Below are 20,835 nucleotides of genomic sequence, written 5' to 3'. Positions count from 1 at the left end.
CCCACCTCGCCCTCCCCGGCGACCCTGGATCAGCAGACAGGGCAACACTGAGCTGGCAAACCTGAACCCATCATTCAGAGGAGCCGGCCAATGCCTGCGACCCGTATCTGGTTAAAAAACCCCCTCGCGATTTTCACTGCCAATGGCCTCGATGCCCGTGGCGGCCTGGTGCTGCAAGACGGTGTCATCACCGAAGTGCTGGCCCAAGGGCAAGCGCCTGCACAACCCTGCGCCCAGGTGTTCGATGCCCGCGAGCACGTAGTGCTGCCTGGGCTGATCAACACCCACCACCACTTCTATCAAACCCTCACCCGCGCCTGGGGCCCGGTGGTCAACCAACCGCTGTTTCCCTGGCTGAAAACCCTGTACCCGGTATGGGCGCGGCTCACCCCGGAAAAACTCGCGCTGGCCAGCAAAGTCGCCCTGGCCGAGTTGCTGCTCTCGGGCTGCACCACGGCGGCCGATCACCATTACCTGTTCCCCGATGGCTTGGAAAACGCCATTGATGTGCAGGTCGAGACCGTGCGCGAACTGGGCATGCGCGCCATGCTCACCCGCGGCTCCATGAGCCTGGGCGAAGCCGATGGCGGCCTGCCGCCGCAGCAAACCGTGCAGCAAGGCCAGGTGATCCTCGACGACAGCCAGCGCCTGATCCGCGAATATCACCAGCGCGGTGACGGCGCGCAGATCCAGATCGCCCTGGCGCCGTGCTCGCCGTTTTCCGTCACCCCCGAAATCATGCAAGCCAGTGCCGAGCTGGCCAACCAGTTGGACGTGCGCCTGCACACCCACTTGGCGGAAACCCTCGATGAGGAAGATTTCTGCCTGCAACGCTTCGGGCTGCGTACCGTGGATTACCTCGACAGCGTCGGCTGGCTCGGCCCACGCACCTGGCTGGCCCATGGCATTCACTTCAACCCGGACGAAATCGAGCGCCTGGGCGCCGCCGGCACCGGCATCTGCCATTGCCCAAGCTCGAATATGCGCCTGGCCTCCGGCATCTGCCCTACCCTGGACCTGCTTGCCGCCGGCGCCCCCATCGGCTTGGGTGTGGACGGCTCGGCCTCCAACGACGCCTCGAACATGATCCTTGAAGCGCGCCAGGCCCTGTACATCCAGCGCCTGCGTTATGGCGCGGAAAAGATCACCCCCGAAGGCGTATTGGGCTGGGCCACCAAGGGCTCGGCGCAGTTGCTGGGGCGCACAGACATTGGCGAGTTGGCCGTCGGCAAGCAGGCCGACCTGGCACTGTTCAAGCTCGATGAACTGCGCTTCTCCGGCAGCCATGACCCCATTTCCGCACTGCTGCTGTGCGGCGCGGACCGGGCAGACCGGGTGATGATCGCGGGTCAATGGCGGGTGATCGATGGACAAGTCGAAGGCCTTGACCTCAAGGGCTTGATCGCCGATCACAGCCAGGCAGCGCGCCAGTTGATCGCCGGCACCTAAGCCAGGCGCCCATCAAAATGTGGGAGCGGCGGTGCCGCTCCCACATTGGGTCTGCGGCGCCTTTCAAATCGGGTTACAGCCCCAACAGCGACAGCATGATAAAGGTCGCAAACAACACAAAATGCGTCATCCCTTCAATCGCATTGGTTTCACCATCGTTGAGGTTGATCGCGCTGACGATCAGCGTGATAAACACCATCACCGTTTGCACCGGCGTCATCGCCATCTGGAACGGCTGCCCGGTATAGAGCGCCATGGCTTCCATCACCGGCACCGTCAGAATCACCGTAGACAACGAAGCCCCCAGCGCGATGTTGACCACCGACTGCATGCGGTTGGCCAACGCGGCGCGCAGTGCCGTGAGGATTTCCGGCGCGGCCGAAATAGCCGCCACCACAATCGCGGTAATCACCGGTGGTGCGCCTGTGCCTTCCAGGCCCAGGTCGAGGGTCTTGGACATCACCTCGGCCAACGCGCCAATCACGATCACCCCAAACACCAGGGTCGCAATGGAAAACGTCAGGCTGACAGACGGCGCGTGCTCGTCTTCGGGCTGTTTCTTGCGGCGTTTTTCCGGGTAGCTGTAGCTGAAGAAATAACTGTGCGGCCCCACCTGCATGCGCAGGAACAAGGTGTAAAGCACCACCATCGCGCCAATGGTGAAGGCCGAGTAAATTTTCCAGTCGGCTTCGGGGATAAATTCCGGCACCACCATCGACACACCCATGGCGGTAAGGATCATCACGCTGTAGGTGCGCGCCGAGTCATCGTTGTAGGACTGCTCACCATGCTTGATGCCGCCCATCAGCGCAGCCAGGCCGAGGATACCGTTGATATCGAGCATCACCGCCGAGTAAATGGTGTCGCGCACCAGGGTGGGCGATGGCTCGTTGCTCATCATGATCGCCAGGATCACCACTTCCACCAATACAGCGGCGAGGGTCAGGATCATGGTGCCGTAGGGATCACCGACTTTTTCCGCCAATTGCTCGGCGTGATGAGCCACGCGCATCGATGCCATCACGATAAACGCGATCAGCGCGAAGCCGGCCAGCAGCGCGACCAGTTGGCCGCTGTGGAGCATCCAGTGTTCCAGCGGGTAGGCGGCGATGGCGGCAATCAGCGCCAGCAGCATGAATTTTTCTTGCTTGAGGGATGTGAGCATTCCGGGCCTTTTCGTACAGCGAATCAGTCATTGATGGGGTACAGACTGCGCCGAGCCGCTAACGTTTCGTTACACCTTAGTTCAGGTCACCCTTGCATGAGTGACAGAAATACTCTCCTGCTGGTCAGGTTTTGCCGATTATTTCAGCCATGGCCTGTAGAATGGCGCCATTGCACCTGATGAGATTTTAAAAATGTACGATTGGCTCAACGCCCTGCCCAAGGCTGAATTGCACCTGCACCTGGAAGGCTCGCTGGAGCCTGAGCTGCTGTTCGCCCTGGCCGAGCGCAACAAGATTGCGCTGCCGTGGAACGACGTCGAAACCCTGCGCAAGGCCTACGCCTTCAACAACCTGCAAGAGTTTCTCGACCTGTATTACAAGGGCGCCGATGTGCTGCGCACGTCCCAGGACTTCTACGACCTGACCTGGGCCTACCTGCTGCGCTGCAAAGCCCAGAACGTGATCCACACCGAACCCTTCTTCGATCCGCAAACCCACACCGACCGTGGCGTGCCGTTCGAAGTGGTGCTCAACGGCATCGCCGCTGCACTCAAAGACGGCGAGCAGCAACTGGGCATCACCAGCGGTTTGATCCTCAGCTTCCTGCGCCACCTGAGCGAAGACGAAGCGCAGAAAACCCTCGACCAAGCGCTGCCGTTCCGTGACGCGTTCGTGGCCGTAGGCCTGGACAGTTCGGAAATGGGCCACCCACCGAGCAAGTTCCAGCGCGTGTTCGACCGTGCCCGTCACGAAGGCTTTTTGACCGTGGCCCACGCCGGTGAGGAAGGCCCGCCCGAGTACATCTGGGAAGCCATCGACCTGCTGAAAATCCAGCGCATCGACCATGGCGTGCGCGCCATCGAAGACGAGCGCTTGATGCAGCGCATCATCGACGAGCAGATCCCGTTGACCGTGTGCCCGCTGTCCAACACCAAGCTCTGCGTGTTCGACGACATGGCCCAGCACAACATCCTCGACATGCTCGAACGTGGCGTGAAGGTCACCGTGAACTCGGATGACCCGGCGTACTTCGGCGGCTATGTCACCGAGAACTTCCATGCGCTGTACACCAGCCTGGGCATGACCCAGGACCAGGCCAAACGCCTGGCGCAGAACAGCCTGGATGCGCGGCTCGTGAAGCCGTAACTGAATAGACCTGGACTCAACCTGTGGGAGCTGGCTTGCCTGCGATAGCGGTGCATCAGCCAGCCTCTTACTGCCAGACCTACCGCTATCGCGGGCAAGCCCGGCTCCCACATGGAGCCCATCAGCTTCAAGCCTGGGTGAGTTCTTCCAGGGTCTTGCCCTTGGTCTCCATCCCAAACACCCACACCACCAGTGCCGCCACCGCAAAGCACAGCGCGCCCAAGGCAAATACCCCGCCCTGCCCGGTTATCGGGAACACCAGCCCGGTCACCAACGGCCCGAGCAACGAGCCAACCCGCCCAATCGCCGACGCAAACCCCGAGCCGGTCGCACGTGCCGAGGTGGGATACAACTCCGGCGTGTAGGTGTACAGCACCGCCCACATGCCAAACAGGAAGAACTGCATCAACAACCCCGAGGTGATCAGCAGGCCCACGTTGCCGCCAAACACTGCGCTCTGCCCATACAGAAACGCCATCACCCCGCCGCCCAATAAGGTCACCACGCACACGGGCTTGCGCCCCCAGCGCTCGACCAACCACGCGGCCATCAAAAAGCCTGGGATCCCGCCCAGGGAAATGATCACCGTGTAATACACCGACTGGGTCACGGCGAAACCCGATTGCTGCAACAACGCACTCAACCACGACGTCAGCCCGTAGAACCCGAGCAGGGCGAAGAACCACACACTCCAGATCATCATCGTGCGTTGGCGGTATTGCGCCGACCATAGTTGCTGGAACGCGGAGAAAAACGTCCCTGGCGCACTCTCGATGCGTGGCAAGGCGATCGGCTCCGGCAAGTCGGCGCGGCCCAGGGAATCGCGCACCTTCTGCTCGATACCCAGCAAAACCTTGTCCGCCGCCTCATGGCGCCCAGCCTGTTCCAGCCAACGCGGCGACTCCGGGATAAAGAAACGGATAGCCAACACAAACACCGCCGGTATCGCCAGCACCAGGAAGATGTCGCGCCAGCCAATTACCGGCAACAAGAAATAAGACAACACGCCCGCGGCCACAAAACCCAACGGCCAGAAGCCATCCATCAAGGCGATGTAACGCCCGCGTCGCTTGGCCGGAATCAGCTCCGACAGCATCGACTGGGCAATGGGAAACTCCATGCCCATGCCAATGCCCAGCAAGATCCGGAACAACGTCAGCGTCTCCACCGCCTGCGCCGTGGAACACAGGTAGCTCGCCAGGCCCCAGAGTACGATGCTCCACTGGAACACCGGCTTGCGCCCGAAGCGATCAGCAAGCATCCCCGACAGCGAAGCGCCCACCACCATGCCGAAAAAACTCGAACTGGCCAGCAACCCGGCCTGGGCCGTGCTCAGGCCAAACTCGGTTTTGATCGAGCCCAACAGGAAGGTCATCATCGCCAGGTCCATGGAGTCGAAAAAAAACGCCAGGGCGATGATGATGAAAATGATTCGGTGGTAACCGCTGATGGGCAACCGTTCCAGGCGTTCCGCCGCGCTATAACCCTGCCTACCCATGCCGCACCCCTCGTATGAAAAATCCCCCTTGCGAGTGTGCGGCATCATTTATGCCGGCTATTGCTGGATGCGACCTGACAACACCTGAGAACGACGCCAGCACCTGTAGGAGCGAGCTCGCTCGCGAAGATCGTAAACGTTAACGCGTAGCCTCTGGATAAAACGCGGCGCACTCACGTTTTTCGCGAGCAAGCTCGCTCCTACAGTTTGGCGATGCGGGCTATGTGCTCAAGCCCCACATCAGTAACAGACAAAGCCCGAGATTCGTTGATCACGCTGATCCAGTTCGCCTGCAGAAACAGCTGCATCAAGCCCGCCCCCAACGCACCGCCCAGGTGGGGTTGTTGCTGGCTCCAGTCGAAGCAGTCGCAGGCCAGCGGCGAAGCCAGTGCCTGGGTGAAAATGCCCAGTTCCGCCAACGCCTGCACACCCTTGGGCGTCACTTCGGTACGCGGTTCATAGCGCTCGATCCATCCGGCCTCCAGCATCCGTTGATACAGCTGCGCCGCCAGCTCGCCGCCGAGGTGGCCGTGGCACCAGCGGGCGCGGCGCAGCAACGGCGGTGCCCGCAGCGCCGGCGGCAACACATCCGGGGTGCTGCGGGCCGCGCTGGCCATGGTGGTGCTGGCCAACGCATCGATGGCGGCACTGACATCGGCGGCTGCTACCCGAAACAGGCGCTGGCCCCGCCGCGCTTCGATCCGCAACAGGCCGCTGCCGGTCAGCCGCGCCAAATGAGCATTGGCTGACGCTGGCGACAACTCGGCCAGAGCCGCCAGTTCTTCTGAAGACTTCGCCGAACCGTCCATCAAGGCCCAGAGCATGGCCGTGCGTTTAGGCTCGGCGAGCAAGCTGGCGATCTGACTGATGCAAGGTGCTGCTCCCATGTATTCACTCCCTGTTAAACCATTTTTTCTGCTGCGGTTGACGCCCAAGTATAGGTGCGCAGGCAATAGGTTCCGCGGCGTCTGACAGTGCAGATCAGGACAGGATATGAGTGAAACTTCCGAGCGTGGCGCAGGCTATTGCCGAGAACCCATTCACCCCGGTCGCTGCGCGGTCAATGTCGCACAACGGGACACGAGCATGTCCCGCAGCAGGTTGATGGGTTTACTCAATTGCGCACGGTGGGCGCACAGCAAGTTGAGCGGTGTGCGCTCGCCCTGCAGTTCCGGCAGGATCAAACGCAAGCGCCCGGCCAGCACATCAGTGCTCACATCCAGCCACGACTTGTAGGCAATGCCCATGCCCGCTACCGCCCAGCGGCGCACCACATCGGCGTCATCGCTGAAGCGATCGCCGCTGACCGTCAGGCTCACATGGCGCTTGCCATCGTAAAAACCCCAATGGTCGTGGACGCGGCTGCCAAGCATGTACAGCAGGCAATTGTGCTGGGCCAGTTGCTCCAGATGGCGCGGCTCGCCATGCCGGGCGAGGTAACTGGGCGCGGCGCAGAGTACGCGAATATTGTCCGGGGCGATGGGCAGCGCAATCAGGCTGGAGTCTTCGGGCTCGCCGTAGCGCAGGGCAATGTCCACGGGCTGGCGGAACAGGTCGGCGATGCGATCACCGAGCAACAGGCGCACGTTCAGTTGCGGGTGCTCCTGCTGGAAGGCGTCCAGCCACGGCAGCAGCTGGTTGCGGCCGAAATCCGAAGGTGCCGACAATTGCAACACACCACTGACGTGATCCTGGCCACTGGCCAATAGGCGCCGCCCTTCATCCAGCGCGCTCAGTGACGCCCGCGCATACTCCAGGAAGCCCTCGCCTTCGGCCGTCAGACGCAGGCTGCGGGTTGAGCGCGCCAGCAAGCGCGTGCCCAGTTGCTGTTCGATACGCTTGAGCGCGGCGCTGGCCACCGCCGGCGACAAGTCCATGACCCGCGCCGCGGCCGACAAGCTACCCAAGTCTGCGGCCCGCACAAACAACTGCAAATCATCAAAACGCAGCATGCATTCCCGCTCATTATCAATATTTGGTTGAAACAGCCTGCTGTTTTAGCCGCTTTTATCGGCGTGGGAAATAGCCAATCATCTGCCCATCCCGTTAGCCCGTGCCAGGAGTCGACTATGTCCACCGCTTTTAATGTCATCGCCACGCTGATCGCCAAACCCGGCCAGCACGCCACCCTGGAAACCTTGCTGCGCGGCCTGCTGGAACCGACCCGCCTGGAAGCCGGTTGCGAGCAGTACGACCTGCACCAGGACCTGCAACACCCCGAGACCTTCTACATGCTCGAGCGCTGGAGCGATGACGCGGCGCTGGCCGACCACGACCAGAGCGCGCATATCCAGAGCTTTCGCGCCCAGGCCGCCGATGTGATCGAACACTTCGAACTCAAGCGCCTGAAATTTCTCGCCTGATCCCGCCTTTTTTCTGTAGGAGCGAGCTTGCTCGCGAAAACCTAAAGACCGACGCGTTAAACCAGAAACACCGCGTCATTGTTAACGCTTTTCGCGAGCAAGCTCGCTCCTACCTTGACCGTATTTACTTGGAGCCATCATGAAAGCCATCGCCTACTACACCTCACTGCCGATCAACGATCCCAAATCCCTGCAAGACATCGAACTGCCCGCCCCCGTGGCCGGCCCCCGTGACCTGTTGGTGGAAGTCAAAGCCATCTCGGTCAACCCGGTGGATACCAAGGTGCGCCACAACGTTGCCCCGGAAAATGGCGCCGCCAAGGTGCTGGGTTGGGACGTGGCCGGGGTGGTCAAGGCGGTCGGCAGTGACGTGACGTTGTTCAAGGCCGGCGACAAGGTGTACTACGCCGGCTCTCTGGTACGCCCAGGCGGTAACAGCGAACTGCACACCGTGGATGAACGCATCGTCGGCCATATGCCCAAGAGCCTGGGGTTTGCTGAAGCGGCCGCATTGCCGCTGACCGCCATCACCGCGTGGGAGCTATTGTTCGAACGTTTGCAGGTGGTTGAAGGCAAAGACGATCAAGGCCAGAGCCTGCTGATCGTCGGCGCTGCCGGTGGCGTGGGGTCGATACTGACTCAACTGGCTAACCAGCTCACGGCGCTGAAGGTCATCGGCACCGCCTCACGCCCCGAGACCCAGGCATGGGCCAAGGCCCTGGGCGCACACCTGGTGATCGATCACAGCCAGCCGCTGAGCGAAGTGTTGAAACAGGCCGGTCACGGGCAAGTCACCCACGTTGCCAGCCTGACCCAGACCGAGCATCACCTGGACCAACTGGTCGAAGCGCTGCAACCCCAAGGCAAGCTGGCGTTGATCGACGACCCCAAGGCCTTGGATGTGAGCAAGCTCAAGCGCAAGAGCCTGTCGCTGCACTGGGAGTTCATGTACACCCGTTCGATGTTTGAGACCCCAGACATGATCGAGCAGCACAACCTGCTCAACCGCGTGGCCGAGCTGATCGACGCCGGCACCCTGAAAACCACGGTAGGCGAGCACTTCGGTGTGATCAATGCGGCGAACCTGCGCCGCGCCCACGCCCTGCTGGAAAGCGGCAAGGCCAAGGGCAAGATCGTGCTGGAAGGGTTCTGAAAAAACGGCTGTCAGTGTCGTCCATTATTCACGTAGGCAATGGACGACACCATTAGTCCGAGAGTTGATCTTCGTCATATTTGTGAGGGGATTCAGGTTTATATTGGCCGCCTTTGCCACGATTCTTTTACGTGAGGAAGTCAGCAATGAAAATCCTGATAAAAGCGTTAGCAAAATCTCCCGGCAGCCAATGGCAAGTTCGTCTCGACGGCGAGGCCATCAACTTCCGCAGTGAGGCCGAGGCCCGCGCCTTCGCCGACACGCTACAAGCCCGGATCCAGGCGCCCCATCGCTTCCCTCTCAACCAGCAACGTTCCGCTGGCTGAGCCGAACTTCAGACCTGCGCTTGTACGGCCCTTGCCCGTTGCAGGCGCTGGGTCGCCATGGCAATGGTCACCGCCAGCACACCGCAGAGGCTGATGACCATGGCCATCGGCATCGCCGTGCCGTCGTGCAACACGCCGACCAACGACGCCGCGCCTGCCGCCACACCGAACTGAATGCAACCGAGCAACGCCGACGCGCTGCCGGCCCGCGCGCCCTGCCCGCTCATGGCACAGGCCGAGGTATTCGGCAAAATACAGCCCAGGCTGGCGATGCAGATAAACAGCGGCACCAGCAACGGCCATAGCGCCTCGGTGCGCAACGCGGCAATTCCCAACAGCGTCAACGCCGCCGCCACGTACACCCACACGGTGCGCGACAGCAAAAACGCCGGGCCGCGCTTGGCGAGCAATCTTGCGTTCAGTTGCGCCACCAGGATAAAGCCCGCGGCGTTGGAGCCGAACAACCAGCCGTAATGCTCGGCCGGCACGCCATAGAGCTTGATAAATACGAAGGGGGAACCGGCGATGTAGGCAAACATCCCGGCAATCGAGATGCCGCCGGTCAAGGCATAACCCAGGTACACCCGGTCTGACAGTAGCGAGCCGTAGCGGCGCAACGAGCCCGACAACGGCTGGCGCGGCTGATCGGCCGGGAAGGTTTCCGGCAACCCGACCGCCACGGCGATGGCCGCCATCACGCTGAACAACGACAACGCCAGGAAAATCGACTGCCAGCCCCACACGCCGACCATCAGGCCACCGGCCAATGGCGCCAGGATCGGGGCCAGGCCGGTCACCAGCATCAGTTGCGAATACACCTTGGCCGAGCCCACGGCATCGCATTTGTCGCTGACCACCGCCCGGGAAATCACCATACCCGCACACCCGCCAAGGGCCTGCACGAAGCGTGCACCAATCAGCCATTCCAGGGACGGCGCATACGCACAAGCGAAAGACGCGAGGGTAAACAGGGTGACGCCGCTGAGCAGCGGCACGCGCCGGCCAAAGCGGTCGGCCAGCGGCCCGTAGATCAATTGACCAATGGCCAGGCCCGCGAAATACACGGCCAGGGTCAGTTGGATATGTTTTTCGTCGGTGGCGAAGGCCGTGGCCATTGCCGGAAAGCCCGGCAGGTAAAAATCGATCGCCAACGGCGCGAAGGCGCTCAAGGCGCCCAGAATCAGGATTATGCGAAGGTTCATCAGACACCCAAGTGAGTCGGCAGCTCAACAGTCTAGCCGCGCTTGGGTGCCATGAACATTACGTTAGGTGGCTAACGATCAGAAAAATCACGCCAGCTTGGCGCTGTAGCCTTCCTCAGTGATCAGACCGATCACTTGGTCCGAGGACAGACCGCTTGCCACCCGCACTTCTTTGGCCTTCAAATCGACCTCCACACTCGCCGCAGGATCTCGGCTCTGTACCGCCTGGGTCACCGCTTTAACGCAATGGCCGCAGGTCATTCCTTCAACGCTGAATATTTGCATGACATGACTCCTTTGATGAGGTTGGGCCCAGTGTCGAGCTTGCCATGATGGCAAGGTCAAGTTCTCAGTATTTCTGCCGGGCTGGTATTCGGCGGCGACGTCGGCCAAGCTTCAACCTTCCTCGCTGTGAACCACGGAGCATTCGCCATGCGCTGGTTGTTTTTTGCCCTTGCCGGCCTGATAAGCTTGCCTGCCGCTGCCCCCCAGGCCCTGGCAGCTGAAGATTATGCGGTGCTGATTATTTCCCGCGAACGCCTGGAAGTGCCGACCTACTGCGAGATCGGCCTGTATATCCAGGACCAACTCGCCGGGCGTCTGTTCCAGGAACAGGCCACTTCATTCAATCTTCCCCCCGGCGATACGTCGCTGCGCCTGAAGCTTTTGCCGGGCCAAGCTGCAGGCTGTCTGCCGGGCCTACTCGCGCCACGTGCGCAGAACATCACCTTGAAAGCCGGTGACGTACGCAAATTACGCATTGCCCAGGGCCCGGACGGCATGTACCTCAAAGCCGCCGCATTGGAATACTGAAGGGGCTTGACCTTCCCCACAGGTTAAGGTTGATCCTAGTGGCAACTTCTCCTGGAGGACTGCCCCATGAATGGATCCACCACCTTTGACCTGCCCATCGGCGGCATGACCTGTGCCAGCTGTGCCGGGCGGGTCGAACGCGCCCTGGGCAAGGTGCCGGGCGTGCAACGTGTCAGCGTTAACCTGGCCAATGAACGCGCGCACATCGAAGTACAGGGCCAGATGGACCCCAGCGTGCTGATCGCCGCCGTCGACAAGGCCGGCTACACCGCCACCCTGCCCCAAAGCGAAACCGCCACCGACGCCGATCAAGCCCGACGCCTGCGCCGCGAGCGCTGGTCGCTGGTGGCGGGCATTCTGCTGGCGTTGCCTTTGGTGCTGCCAATGCTGGTAGAACCTTTCGGCCTACACTGGATGCTCCCCGCCTGGATACAGTTTGCCCTGGCCACCCCCGTGCAATTCATCCTGGGCGCGCGCTTTTACGTCGCCGCGTGGAAAGCCGTGCGTGCCGGCGCTGGCAATATGGACCTGCTGGTGGCGATCGGCACCAGTGCCGGCTACGGCCTGAGTATCTATGAATGGCTCACCGCCGCCCCAGGCGTGACGCCGCACCTGTACTTCGAAGCCTCGGCGGTGGTGATCGCCCTGGTGCTGCTGGGCAAATACCTGGAAAGCCGCGCCAAGCGCCAGACCGCCAGTGCCATTCGCGCCCTTGAAGCCTTGCGTCCGGAACGGGCGATTCGCGTGCAGGACGGCCGCGAAGAAGACGTCGCCATCAGTGCGTTGAAGCACGGCGACCTGGTGCTGGTCAAACCCGGCGAACGCTTCCCGGTGGACGGTGAGGTGGTGGAAGGCCAGAGCCATGCCGATGAAGCGCTGATCAGCGGCGAAAGCCTGCCGGTGCCCAAACAACCCGGCGACGCGGTCACCGGTGGCGCCATCAACGGTGAAGGCCGTTTGCTGGTGCGCACCCTGGCCCTGGGCGCAGAAAGCGTGCTGGCGCGCATCATCCGCCTGGTCGAAGACGCCCAGGCCGCCAAGGCGCCGATTCAGAAACTGGTGGATAAAGTCAGCCAGGTGTTCGTGCCGGCCGTGCTGGTATTGGCGCTGATCACCGTGGTGGGCTGGTGGCTGTACGGTGCCTCCCTGGAAACTGCCATCATCAATGCGGTCGCCGTATTGGTGATCGCCTGCCCTTGTGCCTTGGGCCTGGCCACGCCGACCGCGATCATGGCCGGCACCGGCGTCGCCGCACGCCACGGCATTCTGATCAAGGACGCCGAAGCCTTGGAGCGCGCCCATGCCGTGAGCGCCGTGGTGTTCGACAAGACCGGCACCCTCACCTCCGGCGCACCCAACATCGCGCATTTGGCGGCCGTGGATGGCAACGAAGCCCTGTTGTTGCAACAGGCCGGCGCCTTGCAACGCGGCAGTGAGCACCCACTGGCCAAGGCCGTGCTGGATGCTTGCCGCGAAAGAGGTTTGGACGTGGCCAATGTGAGCGCCAGCCAATCCCTCACCGGGCGCGGCATTGCCGGTACGCTCGACGGTCGGCCACTGGCCCTGGGCAATCGCCGCTTGCTGGAAGAAACCGGCCTGAACGCAGGCGATTTAGGCCCGCGTGCCAAGGAATGGGAGGCCGAAGGCCGCACCTTGTCCTGGCTGATCGAGCAAGGCGCGCAGCCTCGCGTGCTGGGGCTGTTTGCCTTTGGCGACACGCTCAAGCCCGGCGCGTTGCAGGCCGTGCAACAACTCAAGGCGCAGCACATCAGCAGCCACCTGATCACTGGCGATAACCACGGCAGTGCGCGGGTGGTGGCCGAGGCCTTGGGCATCGACGATGTGCATGCCGAGGTACTGCCCGCCTACAAAGCCGCTGCCGTGGCCGAGCTGAAAAAAACCGGCGTGGTGGCCATGGTCGGTGACGGCATCAACGATGCGCCCGCCCTGGCCGCTGCCGATATCGGCATCGCCATGGGCGGTGGCACCGACGTGGCCATGCATGCCGCCGGTATCACCTTGATGCGTGGCGACCCGCGCCTGGTGCCGGCCGCCCTGGAGATCAGCCGCAAGACCTACGCGAAAATTCGACAGAATCTGTTCTGGGCCTTTGTGTATAACTTGATCGGCATTCCCCTGGCCGCCTTCGGCCTGCTCAACCCGGTACTGGCTGGCGCCGCCATGGCCTTGTCCAGTGTCAGCGTGGTGAGTAATGCGTTGTTGTTGAAAACCTGGAAACCCAAGGACTTGGAGGATCAACGCCCATGAACATCGGCCAAGCCGCCCGCACCAGCGGGCTAAGCGCGAAGATGATTCGCTACTACGAATCCATTGGCCTGCTGAAAACCGCCCACCGCACCGACAGCGGCTACCGGGTGTACGGCCACGATGACCTGCACACTCTGACGTTCATCAAGCGCTCGCGGGACCTGGGGTTTTCACTGGAAGAGGTCGGCAAGTTGCTGACCCTATGGGAGGACCGCCAGCGGGCCAGCGCCGACGTAAAAGCCTTGGCGCGTCAGCACATCGACGAGCTCAATCACAAGATTCGCGAGTTGGGGCAACTGCGCGATACCTTGCAGGATCTGATGGAACACTGCCAGGGCGATCATCGGCCCGATTGCCCGATACTCAAGGAGTTGGCGGCGGGTAACTGCTGCGCCTGATGCTCTGGCTCGATACACGCAATCCAAATGTGGGAGGGAGTAACTGAACCACCGCCATCGGGGCAAGCCCCAATTTTTGTAGGAGCGAGCTTGCTCGCGAGAAACTCAAAGACGCCGCGTCCACTCAGGAAGCACGCGTTATCGTTGACGCTTTTCGCGAGCAAGCTCGCTCCTACAGGGGGTTAGCGCAAGTCCCCTCCCGCAGTTTGATCTTCATCTACCCGAAGATCACTGCATCCAAGGCGGCGGCGGTGGCTCGTCCGGTACTTTGCTCGGTGGCGCATCATCCGCTGCGCGAATCGCCTGGCGACGCTCTTCATCCAGCCGCGCCGCTTCGATTTCGCGGATCACACCGCCCACATCCGCCAGTTCTTCCGGCTCGTCGAACTCACCGGTCAACACACTGGCCGGGTGCAGGGTGCCGGCTTCATACAGCGCCCACATTTCCTTGGCGTACTTGGTCTTCTTCAACTCCGGGGCAAAACGCCCGAAGTAGGAAGCCATGTTGCCGACGTCACGCTCCAGCATATTGAAGGCGTGGTTGTTGCCCGCCGCATCCACCGCCTGAGGCAGGTCGATGATCACCGGGCCCGTAGGCGTGAGCAGTACGTTGAACTCGGACAGGTCACCGTGCACCAGGCCGGTGCACAGCATCAGCACGATCTGGGAGATCAGGAAGGCGTGGTATTCGCGCGCCTGGTCCGGGTCCAGCACGACGTCATTCAGACGCGGCGCCGCATCGCCGTATTCGTCGGCCACCAGCTCCATCAACAGCACGCCTTCAAGAAAGTCGTACGGCTTGGGCACGCGAACGCCCGCACCGGCCAGGCGGAACAGCGCCGCCACTTCAGCGTTCTGCCAGGCATCTTCGGTTTCTTTCTTGCCGAACTTGGAGCCCTTGGCCATGGCTCGCGCCTGGCGGCTGTTACGGACCTTACGGCCTTCCTGGTATTCGGACGCCTGACGAAAACTTCGTTTATTCGCCTCCTTGTAAACCTTGGCGCAACGCAATTCATTGCCGCAGCGCACCACATAAACAGCTGCTTCTTTACCACTCATCAGAGGGCGCAGCACTTCGTCGACCAGACCGTCTTCGATCAGGGGTTCAATGCGTTTAGGAGTCTTCATCAGCTTTTATTGTGGGTCCTGTATTACCAAACACGCGTGTGGCACTCGTTATACGGCAATCGGCTCGCCGGGGGGAGAGGCTACTGACCTCTGACCCCTTCAGAATGCATTCAATGGGCCAATTTTATCGGCAATCAGCGTTCGATTATCGCCGTCACGCCTTGACCACCGGCGGCACAAATGGAAATCAGCCCACGGCCCTTGCCCGCCGTATCCAACAATTTAGCCAAGTTGGCGACGATCCGCCCACCGGTGGCGGCAAACGGATGGCCCGCCGCCAGGGAACTGCCCTTGACGTTGAGCCGGCTGCGGTCGATCGACCCCAGCGGTGCGTCCAGGCCCAGGCGGGTCTTGCAATAGTCGGCGTCTTCCCAGGCCTTGAGCGTGCACAGCACTTGGGCGGCGAAGGCTTCGTGGATTTCGTAGTAATCAAAGTCCTGCAAGGTGAGGCCGTTGCGCGCCAGCAAGCGTGGCACCGCATACACCGGCGCCATCAACAGGCCTTCGGCGCCGTGGACAAAATCCACCGCCGCTGCTTCGCCATCACGCAGGTAAGCCAGGATTGGTAGCCCACGCTCCTTGGCCCACGCCTCGCTGCCCAGCAGCACCAGAGAGGCACCATCGGTCAGCGGTGTGGAGTTGCCCGCGGTGAGCGTGCCCTTTTCGCTGCGCTCGAAGGCCGGCTTGAGGCTGGCGAGTTTTTCCAGGGTCAGGTCGGGGCGCAGGTTGTTGTCGCGGGTGAGGCCGAGAAAGGGCGTAAGCAAATCGTTGTGCCAGCCTTCGGCGTAGGCCGCCGCCATCTTCTGATGGCTCTCCAACGCCAGCTGGTCCTGCTCGGCGCGGGGGATCTGCCAGGTCTGGGCCATCAGCTCGCAGTGCTGACCCATGGACAAACCCGTGCGCGGTTCGCCGTTGCGCGGCAGTTCCGGCTTGAGGTGCTGGGGACGAAGTTGTAACAGAACTTTTAATTTGTCCGCCATGGATTTACTGCGGTTGGCTTTGAGCAGCAACTTGCGCAGCCCTTCATTCACACCAATCGGCGCATCCGAGGTGGTGTCCACCCCGCCGGCAATGCCGCATTCGATCTGGCCCAGGGCAATTTTATTGGCCACCAGCAGCGCCGCCTCCAACCCCGTGCCGCAGGCTTGCTGGATGTCATACGCAGGGGTTTGCGGTGACAGGCGCGAGCCGAGCACGCATTCACGCGTCAGGTTGAAATCACGGGAATGCTTGAGCACCGCGCCGGCGGCCACCTCGCCCATGCGCAGGCCGTGCAGGTTGTAGCGCTCGATCAGGCCTTCCAATGCGGCGGTCAGCATCGCCTGGTTACTCGCCGTGGCGTAGGGGCCATTGGAACGGGCGAAAGGAATGCGGTTACCGCCAATGATCGCTACACGGCGCAATTGAGTCATGGAAAGCTCCCTTGTGGTGGTGGGTGGAATCATCAAGCCTAGCCTAGGCTCAATCGAACGACTGCCACCCCAGGGTGGTCAACCTTTGAACCCCAGCCTTCGGAGAGCGTTCCATGTCTGACCGTTATATCGACTTCGCCAACTCAAGCCTCGGCCATCGCCTGGTCGCCGCCATTGGCCTGCCGTCACCGGTACGCCTGGAACGCTGGCAAGCCGGACGCCTGCGCCCGGTCGAAGGCGCACTGCTGCTGGGCGGTGGCGCATTGGCAACCCAGGTGCTGGCGTTTGCCAACCGACTCACCGACGCCGTCTACCGCTACGGCGCCGAAGCCTCGACAGCGCCCGCGTGGATTCCCGGGCACGGCCCCAAGCTCAAGGCGGTGGTGTTTGACGCCAGCGGTTTGCAGCACACCGACCAGCTCAAGCAACTGCGTGAATTCTTCCAGCCGCTGCTGAAAAACCTCGACCACAGTGCCCACCTGGTGATCCTTGGCCGGGCGCCGGAAAGCCTCAGCGATCCGTTCGCCGCCAGCGCCCAGCGCGCCCTGGAAGGCTTCAGCCGCTCCCTAGCCAAAGAGTTGCGCAGCGGTGGCGTGCTGCAGTTGCTGTACGTGGGCGAAGGTGCCGAAGACCAGTTGGAAGGCGCGTTGCGGTTTTTCCTCTCGCCCAAAAGCGCGTACATCTCCGGCCAGGTGATTCGCCTGGCGGCCTGCGATACCCCGGTGCAAGACTGGACGCGCCCGCTGGCCGGGCGCAAGGCGTTGGTGACCGGCGCCGCCCGAGGCATCGGTGCCTCCATCGCCGAAACCCTGGCCCGCGACGGCGCCGAGGTCATTGTGCTCGATGTGCCCCAGGCCAAGGCCGACCTCGAAGCCCTGGCCGCGCGTCTGAATGCGCGCACGGTGGTGCTGGATATCTGCGCTGAAGATGCCGCCCGCCAACTGGCTGAACACCTGCCAGACGGGCTCGACATCCTGGTGCACAACGCCGGCATCACCCGCGACAAAACCCTGGCCAACATGACCCCGGAATACTGGGACGCGGTGCTGGCGGTCAACCTCAACGCGCCGCAAGTGCTGACCAAGGCCCTGCTCGACAGCGGTACCCTGCAAGACAACGCACGGGTGGTATTGCTGGCCTCCATCAGTGGCATTGCCGGCAACCGTGGGCAAACCAACTATGCCGCGAGCAAGGCCGGATTGATCGGCCTGGCTCAAGCCTGGGCGCCGCTGTTGAAGGAGCGTGGGATCAGCATCAACGCCGTCGCGCCCGGGTTTATCGAAACCCAGATGACCGCGCATATTCCCTTCGCCCTGCGCGAGGCCGGGCGCCGCATGAGCTCCCTGGGCCAAGGTGGCTTGCCTCAGGATGTGGCCGAAGCCGTCGCCTGGCTGAGCCAGCCGGGCTCCGGTGCGGTCAGCGGCCAGGCGCTGCGGGTGTGTGGGCAAAGTCTTCTGGGAGCGTGAGCATGCAATGGCAAACGTTGGACAGCACCCCGTCTCTACTGCCGCTGTACTGCCGTGCGGCGCTCAAGCGCAAGATCACCGGCAGCACATTGCCCGAACGTGGGTTGCGCTGCCGGATGAGTGTCAACCCCAGCGCCGTTGCGGCGTACCGCAAGGTGTGCGGCTTTGCTGACAGCCCGATGCTGCCGGCGACTTATCCGCATATCCTCGCGTTCGGCCTGCAACTGCAATTGCTGACGGACAAGACGTTTCCATTTCCGCTGCTGGGGTTGATCCACCTGCGCAATCGCATCCGTATTCATCGGGCTCTAGGTGGAGTGGGTGACGTGAGTGTCGGCGTTTACGCACGCAATCTCAGCCCCCATCCCAAGGGGGCCACCTTTGACATCGTCACCGTTGTAGAGGATGCCCTTGGGCTCCTGTGGGAAGCCGAAAGCCAGATGTTATGTCAGGGCGTGAAGCTAGCGGGCGACGCGCTGGAGAGCGGATTGCAAACCCCAGACACGCTCACCGAACTGACGCGCTGGAAAGCGCCCACTGACATAGGCCGCCGCTACGCCCGCGTGTCTGGCGACTACAACCCCATCCACCTCAGTGCGCCAACCGCCAAGCTGTTCGGTTTTCCCCAGGCCATCGCCCACGGGTTGTGGAACAAGGCGCGCACCCTCGCGGCGCTGGCAGAACACTTGCCGGCCGCCAATATTGAAATTGACGTCGAGTTCATGAAGCCGGTGCGCCTGCCCAGTGAAGTGATATTGATGAGCAGCGCCGCCGGTTCCAGCGGAGGGTTGGAACTCAAAGGCGCTGGGGATATTCAACATATGCTTGGGAAGTGGCAGCCGATTGCCTGAAAACCCCTGATTAATTGTATATATACACCCTAAGTTATAGCGGACCTTACGAGGTCCGCCTTTATTTACAACGCTTTGATTTTGCTCATATAAACATCCTGAAACATCCCTCCATTACACCTTTGGTATTAGTCATTAAGCCGACGATGGCCCGGTGTATATAAATCGTTAATACCAAGTTGAGCATTGCGTGAAAGAGTGCCCTGGCCTGAGATAGCAACACGGACAAACCTATCGTTATCCAAAGAAATAACGAGGGTTTGAAACAACCAAGGTTGTACCAGGTGCAAGGAACTCAATCATGAAAACTCAAGTAGTGTTTTGGAAAGCAAGTACCGCGCTGGCCCTCGTTCTGGCAATGAGCCTGGGCGGCTGCAGCAGCGGTGGTGGCGGGCATAAATCCAGCGTGGCGGCGTCCTCGCCGGATGCGGGTGCAGGTGCCGGGAGCGGTGATGGCGGCACGGGCGGCGGCACGGGCGGCGGCACGGGCGGGACTGGCGGTGGCACTGGTGGCACTGACGGCGGTACCGGTGGGACTGGCGGTGGCACTGGCGGCACTGACGGCGGTACCGGTGGGACTGGTGGTGGCACCGGCGGCACTGACGGCGGCACGGGTGGAACTGGTGGTGGCACCGGCGGCACTGACGGCGGCACGGGTGGAACTGGTGGTGGCACCGGCGGCACTGACGGCGGCACGGGTGGAACTGGTGGTGGCACTGGCGGCACTGGCGGTGGCACCGGCGGGACTGGCGGCGGCACCGGCGGGACTGGCGGCGGTACCGGCGGGACTGGTGGTGGCACCGGCGGGACTGGCGGGGCTGGCGGCGGAACAGGGTCGACCACTACCCCACTGATCACCGGCCAGATCGCCGGCACCCTCGGCACCACCGTAGGCAATGTAGGCGCAGCAGTGGGTGATCTCGGAGGCGCCTTGACCCCTGTTCCAATCGTCGGCACTACAGCAGGCGGCCTGGTCACCTCGGTCGGCACTGCGGTCACCACCATCGGTACAGGAGTTACAACAGGTCTGGGTTCCCTGGGGACCAATACCAACTCGCTGGGCATTACGGTTGCAGGTGTCGGCGGCGGCGTCGCTGACTTGGGCGGCGGCCTGTCGACTACCGGCCAATCGTTGTCGACAACCCTTGGGGGCGTCCCCGTCGTTGGCGGCCTCACAGGTGGTGTAGGCACTGCAGTAGGTGGCGTCGTGGATAAAGTCGGTACCGCCGTGACCATGCTCGGCGACACCCTCAGCACAGCCAGCACCACCGGCCCGCTGGGTTCGTTGACCAACACCCTGGGCGGCCAAGTGTTGGTGCCTGTCGTGTCGTTGGTGGAAAACACCACCGGCAACCTCGGCACGGCAACCGGCCTGGGCACGCCAGTCAGTGGTGTGCTGGATAAAGTTGGTACCACCGTAGCGAGCCTGGGCACTCAAGTCACTACCGCGGGTGGTGCAAGCAACCCTGTGACCAATGTCGTCGGCGGCGTGCTGACTGGCGTCGGTGGTGCACTCGATACATCCGGCGGGTATGTCGCGCCAACCGGCGGCACCGCAGCTGCCGGTCTACCCGAGTTGATCGGCGGCGTGGTAGCCAACGTAGGCACCGGCCTGAATGCGGGCAACACCAACGGCACGGTCAGTGCAGCCGGTGTGACCGGCGGTGCATTGGGTGGCACCATTGCCTCGGTGGGTACCGTCCTCGGCGGCACGGGTGTCGCCAACACTGGCGCCACCGCACCACTCGCCACCGTATCCACCACTGTCGGCGCCGCCTTGAACCCCGTGACCTCCGGCGTCACCACACTGACGCAAAACGTAGGTACCACCACCGGTATCGGTACTCCGGTGGACGGTTTGGTGACTCAAGTCGGCGGCGCAGTCAGCAGCTTGGGTACCAACCTGACGGCAGCCAATGCCAGCCCGATCACCAACGCGGTAGGCACCACCGTCACAGCGGTAGGCGGTACGGTAGCCTCGGTGGGAGGCCTGGTAACCGGCGGCACCACTGGCACCAGCGGTGGCCTGCTCGGCGGCCTGAACATCGGCGCCACCACTACCACCACAGGCACGGCCACAACCACAGGCGGCACTACAGCCACAGGCGGTCTGGGCGGTTTGTTGAACGGCCTGACCGGCAAATAGAAATGCACCTGGCCGATTAGACGGCCTCCCCTACAGCGCCTACGCTTGGT

General features: G+C 62.3%; 19 protein-coding genes. 11 read left to right on the top strand and 8 right to left on the bottom strand.

Going from position 1 to position 20,835, the window contains the following annotated elements:
• Positions 1–90 precede the first annotated feature (90 nt).
• Positions 91–1,449, top strand: coding sequence for an 8-oxoguanine deaminase (locus MF6394_RS25715; RefSeq protein ID WP_032893722.1), 1,359 nt, complete (start codon positions 91–93; stop codon positions 1,447–1,449).
• Positions 1,450–1,522: 73 nt separating this feature from the next.
• Here the strand turns inward: MF6394_RS25715 and MF6394_RS25710 are convergent, their stop codons facing one another.
• Entirely contained in the window at positions 1,523–2,614 is a 1,092-nt protein-coding gene (locus MF6394_RS25710) for a calcium:proton antiporter (RefSeq protein WP_003188263.1), read from the bottom strand.
• 193 nt (positions 2,615–2,807) lie between these two features.
• Here MF6394_RS25710 and MF6394_RS25705 point away from each other — a divergent pair, with 193 nt between their 5' ends.
• Complete coding sequence (locus MF6394_RS25705) at positions 2,808–3,761, top strand: adenosine deaminase (protein ID WP_003171521.1); 954 nt, start codon at positions 2,808–2,810, stop codon at positions 3,759–3,761.
• 127 nt (positions 3,762–3,888) lie between these two features.
• Here the strand turns inward: MF6394_RS25705 and MF6394_RS25700 are convergent, their stop codons facing one another.
• The 3 genes from MF6394_RS25700 to MF6394_RS25690 form a co-directional block, all read right to left on the bottom strand.
• Entirely contained in the window at positions 3,889–5,259 is a 1,371-nt protein-coding gene (locus tag MF6394_RS25700; RefSeq protein WP_078467832.1) for an MFS transporter, read from the bottom strand.
• Between the two features lie 200 nt (positions 5,260–5,459).
• A complete protein-coding gene (locus tag MF6394_RS25695) occupies positions 5,460–6,146 on the bottom strand; it encodes an ArsR/SmtB family transcription factor (protein ID WP_047712493.1) in 687 nt (228 codons plus the stop codon).
• Between the two features lie 153 nt (positions 6,147–6,299).
• Complete coding sequence (locus tag MF6394_RS25690; RefSeq protein WP_003188255.1) at positions 6,300–7,211, bottom strand: LysR family transcriptional regulator; 912 nt, start codon at positions 7,209–7,211, stop codon at positions 6,300–6,302.
• Between the two features lie 117 nt (positions 7,212–7,328).
• Here MF6394_RS25690 and MF6394_RS25685 point away from each other — a divergent pair, with 117 nt between their 5' ends.
• The 3 genes from MF6394_RS25685 (at position 7,329) to MF6394_RS25675 (ending at position 9,101) form a co-directional block, all read left to right on the top strand.
• Positions 7,329–7,622: a putative quinol monooxygenase gene (locus MF6394_RS25685; protein WP_032893727.1), complete on the top strand. Its 294-nt coding sequence runs from the start codon at positions 7,329–7,331 to the stop codon at positions 7,620–7,622.
• 139 nt (positions 7,623–7,761) lie between these two features.
• Positions 7,762–8,775 carry a zinc-binding alcohol dehydrogenase family protein gene (locus tag MF6394_RS25680; protein ID WP_078467831.1) on the top strand — a complete coding sequence of 338 codons (1,014 nt, stop codon included), beginning with the start codon at positions 7,762–7,764 and terminating at the stop codon, positions 8,773–8,775.
• A 146-nt stretch (positions 8,776–8,921) separates the two neighbouring features.
• Complete coding sequence (locus tag MF6394_RS25675) at positions 8,922–9,101, top strand: hypothetical protein (protein WP_003188250.1); 180 nt, start codon at positions 8,922–8,924, stop codon at positions 9,099–9,101.
• An 8-nt stretch (positions 9,102–9,109) separates the two neighbouring features.
• Here MF6394_RS25675 and MF6394_RS25670 read toward each other — a convergent pair whose 3' ends face one another.
• Positions 9,110–10,303, bottom strand: a complete 1,194-nt coding sequence (locus MF6394_RS25670) for a multidrug effflux MFS transporter (RefSeq protein WP_003188248.1) — start codon at positions 10,301–10,303, stop codon at positions 9,110–9,112.
• A gap of 87 nt (positions 10,304–10,390) precedes the next feature.
• Complete coding sequence (locus tag MF6394_RS25665; RefSeq protein ID WP_078467830.1) at positions 10,391–10,588, bottom strand: heavy-metal-associated domain-containing protein; 198 nt, start codon at positions 10,586–10,588, stop codon at positions 10,391–10,393.
• A gap of 147 nt (positions 10,589–10,735) precedes the next feature.
• Here MF6394_RS25665 and MF6394_RS25660 point away from each other — a divergent pair, with 147 nt between their 5' ends.
• The 3 genes from MF6394_RS25660 (at position 10,736) to cueR (ending at position 13,782) form a co-directional block, all read left to right on the top strand.
• A complete protein-coding gene (locus MF6394_RS25660; RefSeq protein ID WP_047712491.1) occupies positions 10,736–11,116 on the top strand; it encodes a hypothetical protein in 381 nt (126 codons plus the stop codon).
• A gap of 66 nt (positions 11,117–11,182) precedes the next feature.
• The gene (locus tag MF6394_RS25655; protein ID WP_078467829.1) at positions 11,183–13,384 is read left to right on the top strand and encodes a heavy metal translocating P-type ATPase; all 2,202 of its coding nucleotides are present in this window, start codon (positions 11,183–11,185) and stop codon (positions 13,382–13,384) included.
• On the top strand, positions 13,381–13,782 hold the full coding sequence (cueR, locus tag MF6394_RS25650) for a Cu(I)-responsive transcriptional regulator (protein WP_003188242.1): 402 nt from the start codon (positions 13,381–13,383) through the stop codon (positions 13,780–13,782). The genes MF6394_RS25655 and cueR overlap by 4 nt, the downstream gene beginning before the upstream one ends.
• Positions 13,783–14,010: 228 nt before the next feature.
• Here the strand turns inward: cueR and MF6394_RS25640 are convergent, their stop codons facing one another.
• Both MF6394_RS25640 and MF6394_RS25635 read right to left on the bottom strand, forming a co-directional pair.
• Positions 14,011–14,910, bottom strand: coding sequence for a PA4780 family RIO1-like protein kinase (locus MF6394_RS25640; RefSeq protein WP_003188241.1), 900 nt, complete (start codon positions 14,908–14,910; stop codon positions 14,011–14,013).
• A 134-nt stretch (positions 14,911–15,044) separates the two neighbouring features.
• On the bottom strand, positions 15,045–16,322 hold the full coding sequence (locus MF6394_RS25635; RefSeq protein WP_069558030.1) for an acetyl-CoA C-acetyltransferase: 1,278 nt from the start codon (positions 16,320–16,322) through the stop codon (positions 15,045–15,047).
• A 113-nt stretch (positions 16,323–16,435) separates the two neighbouring features.
• On the opposite strand from MF6394_RS25635, the gene MF6394_RS25630 reads away from it, so the two are divergent.
• From MF6394_RS25630 to MF6394_RS25620, 3 genes are all read left to right on the top strand, one after another.
• Complete coding sequence (locus MF6394_RS25630) at positions 16,436–17,788, top strand: 3-oxoacyl-ACP reductase (protein WP_044271161.1); 1,353 nt, start codon at positions 16,436–16,438, stop codon at positions 17,786–17,788.
• 2 nt (positions 17,789–17,790) lie between these two features.
• The gene (locus MF6394_RS25625; RefSeq protein WP_078467827.1) at positions 17,791–18,639 is read left to right on the top strand and encodes a MaoC family dehydratase; all 849 of its coding nucleotides are present in this window, start codon (positions 17,791–17,793) and stop codon (positions 18,637–18,639) included.
• Positions 18,640–18,940: 301 nt separating this feature from the next.
• Positions 18,941–20,785: a collagen-like triple helix repeat-containing protein gene (locus tag MF6394_RS25620; protein ID WP_078467826.1), complete on the top strand. Its 1,845-nt coding sequence runs from the start codon at positions 18,941–18,943 to the stop codon at positions 20,783–20,785.
• Positions 20,786–20,835 lie beyond the last annotated feature (50 nt).

The organism is Pseudomonas sp. MF6394, from assembly GCF_002018845.1.
GTDB classification, from domain to species: Bacteria; Pseudomonadota; Gammaproteobacteria; order Pseudomonadales; family Pseudomonadaceae; genus Aquipseudomonas; species Aquipseudomonas lactis.
This window is presented reverse-complemented; position numbering and strand designations above follow the sequence as displayed.